Source organism: Streptomyces sp. BPTC-684, from assembly GCF_030028635.1.
GTDB classification, from domain to species: domain Bacteria; phylum Actinomycetota; class Actinomycetes; order Streptomycetales; family Streptomycetaceae; genus Streptomyces; species Streptomyces noboritoensis.
The window spans coordinates 1,178,903-1,193,206 of the sequence record NZ_CP124863.1 but is presented as its reverse complement, the minus strand read 5'-3'; the positions used below and the strand labels follow the sequence as shown (position 1 = coordinate 1,193,206).

Here is a 14,304-nt window from a genome sequence, read left to right as displayed (position 1 = left end):
CCTGGTACCGGGGCATTGCGCATGCCCCGTGCGCCCCCTAACTTAAGCGAGCCATTCAACAGATTTACCCGACTGCTTAACTTCCGTCACTGGGGGAGGAATTCATGCGCTCAGCCTTGCGTCTGCGCAGAACCATAGCGGCGACCGGACTCGCCGCGTCCGTCGTTGCGGCACTCCTGTCCGGGCCCGCCGCGGCCGCGGGCACTCCGGCTCCCCGGCCGCGCGTCGAGGTCGAGATACCCGGGCCGGAAGGGGGAGCCGAGGCCGGATCCGGGCACGTGCGCGTACCGGCCGCCGGGGTGGGCCGTCCCGCCGCCCGGCTCTCCGGGCGGGCCGCGGACGCCGACGGCGACGTCGGCGAGATCGTCAACAACGGGCCCAGCGCCGACCGCCTCGACGTCGTCATCGTCGGCGACGGGTACACCGTCGACCAGCTGGCGAAGTTCCACGCCGACGCCAAGGAGAAGTGGGGCGAGGTGACCGGCGTCGAGCCGTACACCACGTACCAGAACCTGTTCAACGTATGGACCGTCGACGCCGTCTCGGCGCAGTCGGGCGTCTCCGGCGACCCCGCCCGGGGCGATGTGAAGAACACCGCGCTCGGCGCCTACTTCTGGTGCGACGGCATCGAGCGGCTGCTCTGCATCGACCAGGACAAGGTCGACTCGTACGTCGCCAAGGCCCCGCAGGCCGACCTGGTGATCGTGCTGGCCAACAGCGCCAAGTACGGCGGCGCCGGGTACAACGAGCCCAGCCAGAAGCTCGGTTACGAGGGGATCTCCACCGCGTCGGCCGACAACGCCAAGTCCGGCCAGGTCGCCATCCACGAGACCGGCCACTCGCTGGGCAAGCTCGCGGACGAGTACTTCTACCCGGGCACGCCCGGCTACGAGCACTACTCCGGTCCCGAGGTCACCGAGTCCAACATCTCGGTGCTGAGCGCCACCGAGATGGCCGCGCGGCGGACCAAGTGGTACCGCTGGCTGGGGGAGACCTCGCCCGACGGCGGCACGGTGGGCACGTACGAAGGCGGCGGCTACTACGTCACCGGGCTCTTCCGCCCCACGGACAACTCGATCATGCGCATCCTCGGCAAGCCCTTCAGCCTGCCCGGGCGCGAGGCGATGATCGCCGGGTTCTACCGGCACGCCTCGATCGCCACGGCCGCCGTGCCCACCGCGCAGACCCTGCGCGCCCACGACCGGGCGCGGGTGACCGTGCCCGTGCTGGCGGGCGCGGACGTCGAGCAGCCGAGGATCCGCTGGTACCTGGACGGCCGCGAGCTCACCCGGTTCGAGGGGCGGACCTCGGTCGGCGTCGCGCAGGCGATCATCTCCCCGTGGGACCGGCGGACGCACCAGCTGAAGGTGACGGTGACCGACCCGACCAAGTCGGTGCGGGACCCGCAGATCACGGCCGGGCTCACGGACGCCGTCACGTGGAGCGTCAGGCGGTAGCCGGTAAGCGCTTTCTCCTCGGCGTGTCCGGGGCATTGAACGCCCCGGGCGCGCCGTGCTACACCAACGGCAGCGGTCCACACCACTTCCCTCCGGGAGTTCCCCGTGTCCTTGCTGCCCCCGTGGTCCCGTCGTGCGTTCCTCACGGCCGTGGGGGCGACTGCCCTCACCGCGGCCGTGGTTCCCGAGGCGTCCGCCGCCGACGAGTTCGCCGTGCTGCGCGGGCGCTGGCGCGACCTCTCGCTCGGCACCGGCTACGACCCGGGCGCCGAGCCGTACGCCTCCCGGCTCAAGGAGACCGGCGACCGCGCCCGGGCGCTGCGGGCCTCGATGGCCCCGGCCGACCGCTCGCTCTGGCCGGACTGCCCGTTCGACCCGCCCGCCGGGATCACCCAGAGCTACGGCCGGCTGTGGACCATGGCCCAGGCCTACCTCCAGCCCGCCACCGGCCTCACCGGCGACCCGGGTCTCCTCGGCGACGTCGTCGCCGGTCTCGACCACCTGTCGGCGAAGGTCTACAACCCGTCCACCACGCGCTACGGCAACTGGTGGGAGTGGCAGATCGGCAGCCCCCGGCTGCTGACCGACCTGGTCAACGCGCTCTACGACCATCTGGACGAGGGCCGCATCCAGGCCGCCTGCGCCGCCGTCGACCACTTCGTCCCCGACTCCGCGCTCGGCACCTACTCGGGCACCTCCACCGGCGCCAACCGCGTCGACCTGTGCCGCTCGGTCGCGGTGCGCGGGGCCGTCGGCCGCGCCCCCGCCAAGCTCGCGCTCGCCCGCGACGCCCTGTCGCCGGTCTTCCCGTACGTCACCAAGGGCGACGGCCTCTACGCCGACGGATCGTTCATCCAGCACACGTCGATCGCCTACTCCGGTACGTACGGACAGGTCATGCTCGACGGGCTCGGGCGGCTCTTCACGCTGCTCGCCGGGACGAGCTGGGCCGTCACCGACCCCGACCGGCAGATCATCCTGGACAGCGTGGAGCGCGCGTACGCGCCGCTGATCCACAACGGGCTGGTGATGGACAGCGTCAACGGGCGGGCGGTGAGCCGGGGTTATCTGCTCGCGGACGATCTGCAGGTGATGCGGAGCGACCACTTCCACGGGCAGGCGATCATCGCCGCGATCGCGGTCCTCGCGGGCGGCGCCTCCGAGGCCGAGCGGACCCGGTGGCAGGGCATGATCAAGGGCTGGGTCGAGCGGGATCGGACCCATCCCGTCCTGGCCGCCCGCCAGTTCGGGGTCGCGGACCTGGCCCGGCTCCAGGCGGTCCTGGAGTCACCGGTGGCAGCCGCGCCCGAGCCGGTCGGGCACACCCTCTTCGCCGCCATGGACCGCGCCGTCCACCGCCGCCCCGCCTGGACCGCCAACATCGCCATGGCCTCGGAGCGGATCTCGTACTACGAGTGCGGCAACGGCGAGAACCCGCGCGGCTGGCACACCGGCGCCGGAATGCTCTACTGGTGGCCCGGGGAGCAGGGCAACGACCAGTACACGGACTGGTTCTGGCCGACCGTGGACCCGTACCGGCTGCCGGGGACCACCGTGTCCACCAAGCGGCTCGCGGACCGGGCGGGCGGCGAGTGGGGCGCGGCCAAGCCCGCCGTGAAGTGGGTGGGCGGGGCGAGCGACGGCGAGTTCGGGGCCGTCGGCCAGCACGTGAAGGGGCTCGGCTCGACCCTTGAGGCCCGCAAGTCCTGGTTCTGCACGGCCGGGACCGTCATCTGCCTCGGCGCCGGGATCACCGCGACCGACGGCGTCCGGGTCGAGACGGTCGTCGACAACCGCAACCTGGGCGAGGCCGGGACCGGTGCCTTCTCCGTGGATACCGCAGCCCGCCCCCGCTGGGCGCACCTGGAGGGCCACGGCGGCTGGGTCTTCCCCGGCGGCACCACCGCACTGCACACCCTGCGCGAGCCCAGGACCGGGGCGTGGAGCGACATCAACACCACCAGCTCGGCCGAGCGGCGCACCCGCACCTATCAGACGCTGTGGCTGGACCACGGCGTCGACCCGGCGGGCGCCTCGTACGGCTACCAGCTGATGCCGGGCGCCTCGCGGCAGACGGTCGCGGCCCGTGCCGCCGACACCGGCTGGCTGTCGGTGCTCGCCAACACGGCCGCCTGCCAGGCCGTGTCCGTGCCCGCGCTCGACCTGCTGTGCGCCAACTTCTGGCAGGCTGGGAGCGCGGGCCCGCTGTCGGCCTCCGCCCCGGCGAGCGTCCTCGTACGGAGCAAAGGGGCGACCGCCACGCTCCGGGTCAGCGAGCCGCCGCGCACCGGGCAGCCCTTCGAGGTGACCTGGAACCGTCCCGTACGACGGGTGACCAGTGCCGATTCCACGGTCCAGGTCCTGGCCACCGGCAAGGCGCTGCGGCTGCGGATCACACCGGGCACGGCGGGCGCGAACCACCGCTGTGACGTGGCTCTCACCTGATCGCGTTGTTGGACCTCCACAAAGCGGGATGGGGCTGAGCTGGCACTTCGCCTGCATCGCGGGATTGTTCTGTTCAGGGCTACCAGGAAAACGGTCCGGAGACTGTGCAGAGTCGACGGCGGGAAATTCTTGGTCGGCTTCGTAGGGTCGATGCATGACCGTTGTGGACGAAACCCCGGGTGAGCCGAGTGACGCGCGTGGCCGCGTGGCCGAGCTGCTGGCCCTGCGCGAGCAGGCCCGGCGCGGGCCGAGCGAGCGCGCGACCGAGGCGCAGCACGCCAAGGGCAAGCTGACCGCGCGCGAGCGGATCGACCTGCTCCTCGACCCGGGTTCGTTCAAGGAGGTCGAGCAGCTGCGGCGGCACCGGGCGACCGGGTTCGGCCTGGAGAACAAGAAGCCGTACACCGACGGTGTCATCACCGGCTGGGGCACGGTCGAGGGCCGTACGGTCTTCGTCTACGCGCACGACTTCCGCATCTTCGGCGGCGCGCTCGGCGAGGCCCACGCCACGAAGATCCACAAGATCATGGACATGGCCATCGCGGCCGGTGCGCCGCTGGTCTCCCTGAACGACGGCGCCGGCGCCCGTATCCAGGAGGGCGTCAGCGCCCTCGCGGGCTACGGCGGCATCTTCCAGCGCAACACGCGCGCCTCGGGCGTCATCCCGCAGATCAGCGTGATGCTCGGCCCGTGCGCGGGCGGCGCGGCCTACAGCCCGGCGCTCACCGACTTCGTCTTCATGGTCCGCGAGACCTCGCAGATGTTCATCACCGGCCCGGACGTCGTCCGCGCGGTGACCGGCGAGGAGATCACCCAGAACGGCCTCGGCGGCGCGGACGTGCACGCCGAGACGTCGGGCGTGGCGCACTTCGCGTACGACGACGAGGAGACCTGCCTCGCCGAGGTCCGCTACCTCCTGTCGATGCTCCCGTCCAACAACCGGGAGAACCCGCCGTCGCACCCCAGCGAGGACCCGGCGAACCGGCGCGGCGACGTGCTGCTCGACCTGGTGCCCGCCGACGGCAACCGCCCGTACGACATGCACAAGGTGATCGAGGAGCTCGTCGACGACGGCGACTACCTGGAGATCCACGAGCGCTGGGCCCGCAACATCATCTGCGCCCTGGCCCGGCTCGACGGCCAGGTCGTGGGCATCGTGGCCAACCAGCCGCAGTCGCTCGCGGGTGTACTGGACATCGAGGCGTCGGAAAAGGCTGCCCGTTTCGTTCAGATGTGCGATGCTTTTAATATCCCGATCGTCACCCTTTTGGACGTACCCGGCTTCCTGCCGGGTGTCGACCAGGAGCACGGTGGAATCATCCGGCACGGCGCGAAGCTGCTGTACGCGTACTGCAACGCCACCGTGCCGCGGATCTCGCTGATCCTGCGCAAGGCCTACGGCGGGGCGTACATCGTCATGGACTCCCAGTCCATCGGCGCCGACCTCACCTACGCCTGGCCGACCAACGAGATCGCGGTGATGGGCGCCGAAGGCGCCGCCAACGTCATCTTCCGCAAGCAGATCGCGGAGGCCGAGGACCCCGAGGCGATGCGCGTGCGCATGGTCAAGGAGTACAAGGCCGAGCTGATGCACCCGTACTACGCGGCCGAGCGGGGCCTTGTCGACGACGTCATCGACCCCGCCGAGACCCGCGAGGTGCTGATCGCCTCCCTCGCGATGCTGCGCACCAAGCACGCCGACCTGCCGTCCCGCAAGCACGGCAATCCGCCTCAGTAACGAGGAGCTCCGTTGACCACCCCGACCTCTTCCTCTCCTTCCGTCCTCCGCGTCGAGAAGGGCGAAGCCGCGCCCGAGGAGCTGGCGGCCATCACGGCCGTCCTGCTCGCCCGCGCGGCCGCCCGGCCCGCCCCGACCCCGTCACGCGGCCGCGACACGGCAGGCTGGCGCCGCCTGGAGCGCACGCCGGGCTTCAGGGCGCCGCATTCTTGGCAGGGCTAGGCCCCGGCTGCCTTGTGGCTTTGAAGGCCCCGCTGCTCCTTTTTGGAGTGGCGGGGCCTTTGGCGTACGTACGGGGGTGATCAGTGGCGTTTGATACGGACACCGGGGATGGGGGAGGCGGGGGCTGAGTACGGGGTGCTGCCGGTGATCCGGACGGTGAGCTTGGATTGGGTGGGGGTGCGGGCGAGGGTGTGGAGGGCTAGGGGGCGGTTGTCGGGGGTGCGGCAGTTGAACAGGCGCAGGGTGTGCAGCCGGTCTGCCGTGCTGAGCGGGCCTAGATCACGCGGTACCACGCAGTTGCGGAAACCCACTAGGACGAGCTTCGGCGGAAGACTCTGCTGCCTGTGCAGCCACTCACTCAGGTTGTAACCTTCCAAGTGCAGCGAGCCCAGACGTTCCATCGTGCCGAGCCCAATGAGGCCGTGCGGGGCGCCGCTGCCCTGGAGCAGCAGATAGTGCAACCGCTTCAAGTCGGTCAGTCGACCAAGGTCGGTACTGGGACTCAGTCGGCCAAGACCCAGAGATTGCAGCTCGCTGGCGACCGGAACTGCTTCCAGCGGCGGCAGCGACAGCCAGTCCTGTAACACGAGAACTTTCAGGCTAGTCAATTCACGCAGCGGCTCCACATCGTGGAGCGGGACGTTCCCCCACAGCGACAGGCTGATCAGCTCAAGCCGGTGCCGCAGCGGTGACAGGTCGTCGGTGTCGCGCAGCATCGGCAGCCAGAGCCGATCCAGTTCACCGAGCGCGTCGGTGGCCGCGAGGCCGCCCTTGAAGGCGTACCGGATCGAGACACTGCGCGCCTGCGGCAGCTCCAGGAGGGCGAGCCACTGAGTCGGATGAGTCAGTGACAGCCATGTGCGGGCGAGCGGTAGCTGTGCGAGTACCCGCCGGGCGTACTCGTGTGGGTCGAAGTACTGCCATACCGCGACGAGTTCGGACCGCACACCCGGGCGCCAGTCTCCCGCGTACCGCGCAAGCCGCTCCAGCGCCTCGTCACCCCCGATCACCGCAGCAGTCCGTACGACCGCGATCGCAGCCTTCTCCGACAATCCGTCCAACGACTCCGGCAGCCGCCGCAGCGCCGCGAGCCCCACCCCCGCCAGCCCCTCCGCATCCGTCCTCCGCCGAGGCGGCAGCAACACGGACAGCGCGTCCTCCAACTGCCCCGCCACCCCCTCCGGCACCGTGGTCATCGTCTCCAGACAAGACGCGGCCAGCAGCCGCAGCCCCCGGGCCCGCCGCGGCTCGGCGGAGGCACGGGCGAGGACGCCCCCGATCAGCTCCTCCCGCTGGCTCCGGTTCGCATGGCCCGCCGCCATCACCACCGTCTCGCGCCACAGATCCAGATGCGCCCGCTCGATCAGATTGCCCATCCGGTCCTCGGCGGCCGCCTCCGCCGCCGCCAGGTACTCCTGGAACGTACGGTGCAGGAAGTCGACGCGGCCCTCGGCCGGGGACCTCAGCACCCCGGAGCGGGCCACCAGATGGTCCAGCAGGGCTTGGCCGTCCACGCCGTCCAGATGCCGCATCGCGGCCGTCTTCGCCCCGACGTGGGTCGCGGCCTGCTCCCACGCGATCTCGCTGCGGTTGTTGTCGGACAGCCGCCAGGCGAGGTCCTGGAGCACGCAGATCCTGTCCGTGAGGCTCAGCGGCACGTCCAGTGCGCTCGGCACCAACCGATCCGCGTCCCGCCGCTGCACCAGGATCTCCAGCGCGATCCGGTACAGCTCCATCCGGTTGCGCGGCAGCTGGCGGCGGCGGTTGAGGTGCAGGGCGCACAGCAGCGCGGCCAGCAGGGGGCTGGTGGCCAGGGACTGGAGGTGGGGGCGGTCCTGGAGGCTGGTGAGGAGGGAGCGCTCGTAGTGGGGTAACTGCTCGGCCGCGCACGGCAACTGGTCGCCCTGTTCCCGTACCGCCTCGTGCCACTGGCGGATGAACGCCGCCAGGTCCGGCGGGCGCATCCGGTCCAGGTGCAGCGCCGTGAACCCCTCCGCCCGCAGCCAGTCGGCGCGCGCGGCGGCCGGGCGCGAGGTGACCACGACCTGGTTCTCGGGGTACGCGTGCAGCAGCCCGCGCAGCCAGTCGCGCACCGCCCGCCGCTCCCCGGCCAGGAGTTCGTCGACCCCGTCGACCAGCAGCAGTACGCGGCCCGCCGCCAGCTCCCGGTCCAGCCAGGCCGTCGGCATGTGGCCCGTGAGCGGCCCGGCCACCGAGTCGAGCAGCGCCTCAGGCAGCGGCAGCTCCCGGCCCGCGTACCGGCGCAGCTTCACCAGGACCGGCACCCGGCCGTTCCAGTCGGCCAGTTCGCCCCCGAAGGCGCCCCGGGCGGCCGTCACGGCGAGCCACTGCAGGAGCGTGGTCTTGCCGGAGCCCGCCTCGCCGCGCAGCAGTACCCTCGCGGTGTTCTTGAGCGCCGTCTCGACCCGTACGCCGGGGCTGTCGTCCTCCCCGTCGGCCCAGGCGCCCGCGCCGGTCCGCAGGGGCGGGCCCGGGCGGGCGGGGCGGGGGCCGGCGTCGCCGGTGGCGCGCAGACTCACGTACGCGACGGACAGCTTGGCGCGCGGGGCGCGTTCGGAGGCGAAGCTGAACAGCTCGACCTCGTCGAGGGAGCGGCTGATGAGCTCCAGGTACTCCCGGCGGAACGCGTCGTCCTGGCCCGTGCCGCCCGGCGCGTACAGCGAGCGCACGGGCAGCCGCTCCAGTACGAGCGTGACGTCGGCTCCCAGCGAGGTGGTGCGGCCGAGGAGCTCGGTGACGGCCCGCTCGGTGAAGACGGGGAGCCTGCGCAGGATCCGTACGTAGCAGTCGCAGCACTCGGAGAAGAGCAGGTCGTGGAAGCGGGCCGCCGGCTCGTCCAGTCCGGTCGGCACCGGGGCCGTCCGGCGGATGCGGCGGGCCAGCTCGGCCGGGTCGGCGTCGGAGCCGATCACGGCCTCGTCGGAGAGGTCTGCCCGCGTGAAGGCGTCGATGACCGCGACCAGTGCGGCCTGCCGCCCCGCATCCGTCAGATCACGGAACTCATGGGCGAGCAGCGGCTCCAGGCGGCCCGCCACCGCGTCGGCGATCTGCTCGAACTGCCGCTCCACGCCCCGCTGGGCACGCAGCCCCGGCACCCGCACCCGCACCAGCTCCGCCATCGCGCTACGGGCCTCCTGCTCCCGCCGCCGAGGCCCGAGCCACAGCCCGACAGCACGGGTAGCCACAACCCGCCCGAGGTTGATAGCCGCCACTTCCGCACTCATCGCACCCCCTTCCGGCATTGTGGCGGCCCCGGGTCGTGCGGACACGACAAACGCCGGGACCCGACGTACGGGCCCCGGCGTGGGGTTTAGGGGCGCGGGGAACTGCGCGATCAGCCACAGATGACCCGCAGCCGAAGAACACAGCCCCCGCGGAGCGCTACCGCAGGCGAGCCATCAACGCATGCTCAACCAGCGTGATCAGCGCACTCTTCGCATCCGCACGATGGCGGGCGTCGGTCGTGATGATCGGCGTGTCCGGACCGATCTGAAGCGCCTCGCGGACCTCGTCCGGGGTGTACGGCTGGTGGCCGTCGAAGCCGTTGAGGGCGATGACGAACGGCAGGCCGCTGTTCTCGAAGTAGTCGACGGCCGGGAAGCAGTCGGCGAGGCGGCGCGTGTCGACGAGGACGACGGCGCCGATGGCACCGCGGACCAGGTCGTCCCACATGAACCAGAAGCGGTCCTGGCCGGGGGTGCCGAACAGGTACAGGATCAGGTCCTGGTCGAGCGTGATGCGGCCGAAGTCCATCGCGACCGTGGTGGTCGTCTTGTCGCCCGTGTGCGTGAGGTCGTCGATGCCCGCGGAAGCGGACGTCATGACGGCCTCGGTACGCAGGGGGTTGATCTCCGAGACCGCGCCGACGAACGTGGTCTTGCCCACGCCGAAGCCGCCCGCCACCACGATCTTCGCGGAAGTAGTGGAGCGGGCAGCACCGCCGCTAGAGCTTGCGAAGTCCACTGAGCACCCTTTCGAGCAGTGTCACATCTGGCTGGCCGCCGGCGGACTCGTCGCCGCCGGGCTGGTGGATGGCGACAAGTCCGGCCTCCGCCAGGTCGGCGACGAGGATTCGGGCAACGCCGAGGGGGATGGAGAGGAGTGCCGAGATCTCGGCGACCGACTTGATCTCACGGCACAGATGGCAGATCCGCTGGTGCTCGGGCAACTGCCCTTGCAGCCTGGCGGGTTCCGCCGTGGTGTGCACCAGCGCCTCGATGGCGAGCTGGTAGCGCGGCCGGGTGCGGCCGCCGGTCATGGCGTACGGACGTACAAGGGGGTTGTGCGTGCCGCCCGCCGGGGAGGACTGGGGGGTCTGCCGCGGCTGCACCGGCTCGATGCGGGGCTGCGGCGGCTGGTCGTACGGACCCGGCTGACGGTGGGGCTGCTGGTACGGGTGCTGGCCCTGACCGCTTCTGCTGGGGGCGGAGGGAAAGTTGAAGCGGTTCTGCCCGTGCTCACCCGGAGACTGCTGTCCACCGCTGTATGGGTGTCCGCCTGGGGGTGTTGTCACGTTTCCTCCTCCGACTGCCGGTCGCCCGTTCCTGTGGGACCGCGCCACCGCACTTTATGGCGCGGTGGCGAGAAACGCACTGCCTGTCTGGTAGTTGAGAACGGAAGGTTCACAACTAATTAAGGAGACTGCCCTGGAGTTCCGCGCGCAGGTCCGGGGTGAGGACGGAACCCGCGCGGTCGACAAGGAGAGCCATCTCATAGCCCACGAGGCCGATGTCGGCCTCGGGGTGGGCGAGTACGGCCAGCGAGGATCCGTCCGAGACGGACATGATGAAGAGGAAGCCGCGCTCCATCTCCACGACCGTCTGGTTGACGGCGCCGCCCTCGAAGATCCGGGAGGCTCCCGCGGTCAGGGACGTCAGTCCGGAGGCGACAGCCGCCAGCTGATCGGCTCGGTCCCGGGGGAAGCCTTCGGACATGGCCAGCAGGAGTCCGTCGGCGGAGACCACCACCGTGTGGGACACCCCGGGGGTGTTGTCCACGAAGTTGGTGATCAACCAGTTCAGATTCTGCGCCGCCTGGCTCATCGGGCTCACACTAACGCTCCTGGTTGTAGGTGTTACTTGTGTCCGACCCCGCGCTGCGGCCCTGCTGGACGCCGCGGCGCAGGTTGCTCAACCTGCCGCGGACGTCCTCGGGAGCGCGGGAGACCTGTGGGCCGCCCTGCGGGGTCTGCTCCGCCGCGCCCTCGACCAGATTGGCCTTGGGCACCCGCCGGGGAAGCCCGGAGGGTGTGACCCCGCCGGCCTTCGGCTCACGCAGCTTCTCGGCCCGCGTCCAGCGCTCGTCGTTGGTCGAACGCCAGTCGCCGGTGGGCTCGTCGGTGCCGGAGTCGGCGCCGTTCGCGGCTCCGGCACCGGAGCCGTTGACGGTTCCGTTCGCGGTTCCGTTCACGGTCGCGGGGCCGGTGCCGTTGACGGGCTGCCGCTGCTGCTCGGGCCGCTGCGGTTCGGACTTCTGCTGCGGCTCCTGGGCGGCGGGCTGCCAGTTCTGCTGGCTGCTGCCGCGCCTCGGCAGACCGGCGCCGGTCAGCTCGTGGGAGGAGGCCGGGGCGGGGCCCGGACGGTCGAAGCCTACGCGCTCGCGGCCGCCCGCGGGAACGTCCGGAGCGGATTCCGCTTCCTTGTTCGCCTGCTGGAAGTCGGACGCGTAGGAGTCCTGGTACGAGGCGTTCTGCTGCCACTCGCCCTGGTGGGGCGCGTCGCCGTAACCGCCGTCGTACTGCGGGCCGCCGGCCGCGGGCGCCTGGTAGGCGGCCTCCGCGTAGCCCTGGTCCGGGTAGTCGTTCCGCTGCTGTCCCTGCTGCTGTCCGTAGGACTCCTGCGGGTACGCGTCGGAGTAGTCCTGCGCGTACTGCTGCTGGCCCTGCTGACCGTCGAACTGGTTGTCGTACGCGCCGCCCTGCCGGCCGTTGTACGACTCGTCGTACCCGCCCTCGTAGGACTGCTGCTGCCCGTACTGCTCGTCGTACGCGCCGGCCTGCTGCACGCCGTCGACCTCGTCGCGGTAGAGCGGGCGGTCGCCGCCCTGCGCCTGGGCCTCCAGGGCCGCACGGCGCTCCTCGCGCATCAGCGAGCGGTTGACCGGGTCGAGCTGGAGGGCTTCGCCCTGCTCGCCCGTCTCGTAGCGGGAGTCGTCGAAGCCGAGCTCGGCGGCGGTGCGCAGGGCCGGGGCCGGGGCCTCGAAGCTCTGCTGCTGCTCCGGGATGATCTGCGAGACCGTGAAGTCGTCGCCGGGCAGCGGCTCGCCACCGCCACCGTGGGTGATCGCGTCCGGGAGCATGACCAGCGAGGTGGTGCCCGCCTGCTCGCCGGAGGGGCGCAGCTGGACGCGGATGCCGTGCCGGTCGGAGAGCCGGCCGACCACGAACAGGCCCATGCGCTGCGAGACGGCGGCGTCCACGGTCGGCGGGTTCGCCAGCTTGTGGTTGATGTCCGCGAAGTCCTCGGCGGTGAGGCCGATGCCCTTGTCGTGGATCTCGATCATGACGCGGCCGTCCGGGAGGCGGGTGGCCGTCACACGGACCTTGGTCTGCGGGGAGGAGAACGTCGTGGCGTTCTCCAGGAGCTCGGCGAGCAGGTGCACGAGGTCGGTCACGGCCTGGCCGTGGATCTCGCTCTCCGGCACACCGGTCAGCTCGATGCGCTCGTACGACTCCACCTCGGAGGAGGCGGCGCGCAGCACGTCGACCAGCGGGACCGGCTGGTTCCAGCGGCGGCCCGGCTCCTCGCCGGCGAGGACCAGGAGGTTCTCGCCGTTGCGGCGCATACGGGTCGCGAGGTGGTCCAGCTTGAAGAGGCTCTCCAGCTGGTCCGGGTCGGCCTCGTTGTTCTCCAGGTCGGTGATGAGGGTCAGCTGGCCCTCGATCAGGGACTGGTTGCGGCGCGACAGGTTGGTGAAGATCGCGTTGACGTTGCCTCGCAGCAGCGCCTGCTCGGCGGCGAGCCGGACGGCCTCGCGGTGGACCTGGTCGAAGGCGCGGGCGACTTCGCCGATCTCGTCCGTGGAGGTGATCGGGATGGGCTCGACCCGGGTGTCGACCCGGCCGGGCTCGGTGCGCGAGAGCTGGTCGACGAGCATCGGCAGTCGCGTTTCGGCCACCTCGAAGGCGGCGGAGCGCAGCCGGCGCATCGAGCGGCTCATCTGGCGGGCCACCATGCCGGCCAGGATGAAGGCGGCGAGCAGCGAGACCACGACGATCGCGCCGTTGATGTACGCGGCGGTCTTGGCGTCGTCGGCGATCTGGCCGGCCTCGGTCACGGCCCGGGTGACCAGGTCCTGCTCGACCTCGGTGTAGCCGTCGAACTTGGCGGTGGAGGCGGCCATCCAGGCCTCGGGGGAGATGCCCTGGGCCTTGAGCTGCTTGGCGCTCTGGCCCTCGCCGATCGCGGCGGCCATGCTGTTGAAGGGCGAGCCGTCGCGGGCCGGGGCGGCGCCGATGCGCGGGCCGTCGTCGGCCTGCTGGCGCACCGCCGGAAGGTCCTTGGCGGCCTGGGCGGCCTTGGCCTCCATGACCTGCTTCAGATGGGCGCTGTCCGCGTCCGTACCACCGGCGTCGAACTCGCCGAGGGCGATGAACTCCAGGTAGTTGTACGAGTTGAACGCCTTGACCTGCAGCTGGAAGGTCTTGGGGTCCTCGCTCGGCCGCATGATGAGGTGCAGACCGATGGAACGCTGCAGCGACTCGGCGGCCTTGGCGAGGTCGACCGCGTACACCATGCGTCCGTAGCTGGTGATGTTGCCGGTGCCGAGGCCGAGCTCGTTGGAGAACGTGCTCAGGTAGTGGGGGACCGCGGTGTAGCCCTCTTCGGTGAACACCGGGTTCGACTTCTCGACGCCCTTGGTGAAGGCGGTCTTGCGCAGGCCGTCGAGGGTCTTCTCGACCTCGCGGACCTTGGCCAGGCGGCGCTGGAGGCTGGGCGTGTCCGGCATGCCCTTGACCTCGTCGTCGAACTTGGCGCGGGCCGCGTCCGAGGCGGCGCGCGTCTTGGCGATGACGTCGGTGTCGCGCTTGTTCGCCAGCAGGTCCTGGGCCGTCAGGTCGCGCTCGTTGAGCAGGGCCTGGCCGTACTCCGAGGCGGCGCGCACGATCTTCGCCGTCTTCTCGGCGTCACGGGCGTCGCGCCAAGTGGATATGGACCCCGCGACCTCGAAGCCGCCCATGACGAGGCCGACGAGGACGGGGATGAGGAGGATGGCGTTCAGACGGGTGGCCACCCGCCAGTTGCGCGGCGAGAACTTGCTCCGACTGCCGGAGTCGGGGCTCGCGGCCGGACCCGCGCCCTTGCCCCCGGAGGGGGTCGGCAGCTCGTCCGGCGTCGCCGCACTGCGCTGCGGCGGGGTGAAGTTGCCCCGCGCCTGCTGCGTCGCGGAGCTCGTCGTGCTTCGCCTCACTCGACCAACAAC

The 14,304-nt window shown here is 71.1% G+C and carries 9 protein-coding genes; 4 read left to right on the top strand and 5 right to left on the bottom strand.

Annotation, left to right across the window (positions count from 1 at the left end; translation table 11 throughout):
• Positions 1 to 104 precede the first annotated feature (104 nt).
• From QIY60_RS05285 to QIY60_RS05270, 4 genes are all read left to right on the top strand, one after another.
• The gene (locus tag QIY60_RS05285; RefSeq protein WP_283141369.1) at positions 105 to 1,457 is read left to right on the top strand and encodes a M64 family metallopeptidase; all 1,353 of its coding nucleotides are present in this window, start codon (positions 105 to 107) and stop codon (positions 1,455 to 1,457) included.
• A 150-nt stretch (positions 1,458 to 1,607) separates the two neighbouring features.
• Positions 1,608 to 3,902 carry a polysaccharide lyase 8 family protein gene (locus tag QIY60_RS05280; RefSeq protein WP_349253983.1) on the top strand — a complete coding sequence of 765 codons (2,295 nt, stop codon included), beginning with the start codon at positions 1,608 to 1,610 and terminating at the stop codon, positions 3,900 to 3,902.
• Positions 3,903 to 4,056: 154 nt separating this feature from the next.
• On the top strand, positions 4,057 to 5,640 hold the full coding sequence (locus tag QIY60_RS05275; protein ID WP_190091015.1) for an acyl-CoA carboxylase subunit beta: 1,584 nt from the start codon (positions 4,057 to 4,059) through the stop codon (positions 5,638 to 5,640).
• 12 nt (positions 5,641 to 5,652) lie between these two features.
• Positions 5,653 to 5,862, top strand: coding sequence for an acyl-CoA carboxylase subunit epsilon (locus QIY60_RS05270; RefSeq protein ID WP_283141368.1), 210 nt, complete (start codon positions 5,653 to 5,655; stop codon positions 5,860 to 5,862).
• A gap of 80 nt (positions 5,863 to 5,942) precedes the next feature.
• On the opposite strand, the gene QIY60_RS05265 is transcribed toward QIY60_RS05270, so the two are convergent.
• The 5 genes from QIY60_RS05265 to QIY60_RS05245 form a co-directional block, all read right to left on the bottom strand.
• Positions 5,943 to 9,107 carry an NACHT domain-containing protein gene (locus QIY60_RS05265; RefSeq protein WP_283141367.1) on the bottom strand — a complete coding sequence of 1,055 codons (3,165 nt, stop codon included), beginning with the start codon at positions 9,105 to 9,107 and terminating at the stop codon, positions 5,943 to 5,945.
• A 157-nt stretch (positions 9,108 to 9,264) separates the two neighbouring features.
• Positions 9,265 to 9,846, bottom strand: coding sequence for an ATP/GTP-binding protein (locus QIY60_RS05260; protein ID WP_069978110.1), 582 nt, complete (start codon positions 9,844 to 9,846; stop codon positions 9,265 to 9,267).
• Complete coding sequence (locus tag QIY60_RS05255; RefSeq protein WP_283141366.1) at positions 9,827 to 10,396, bottom strand: DUF742 domain-containing protein; 570 nt, start codon at positions 10,394 to 10,396, stop codon at positions 9,827 to 9,829. Before QIY60_RS05255 ends, QIY60_RS05260 begins: the two co-directional genes overlap by 20 nt.
• Before the next feature lie 115 nt (positions 10,397 to 10,511).
• A complete protein-coding gene (locus QIY60_RS05250) occupies positions 10,512 to 10,925 on the bottom strand; it encodes a roadblock/LC7 domain-containing protein (protein WP_053725133.1) in 414 nt (137 codons plus the stop codon).
• A 10-nt stretch (positions 10,926 to 10,935) separates the two neighbouring features.
• Positions 10,936 to 14,292: a nitrate- and nitrite sensing domain-containing protein gene (locus QIY60_RS05245; RefSeq protein ID WP_283141365.1), complete on the bottom strand. Its 3,357-nt coding sequence runs from the start codon at positions 14,290 to 14,292 to the stop codon at positions 10,936 to 10,938.
• Between the last annotated feature and the right edge of the window lie 12 nt (positions 14,293 to 14,304).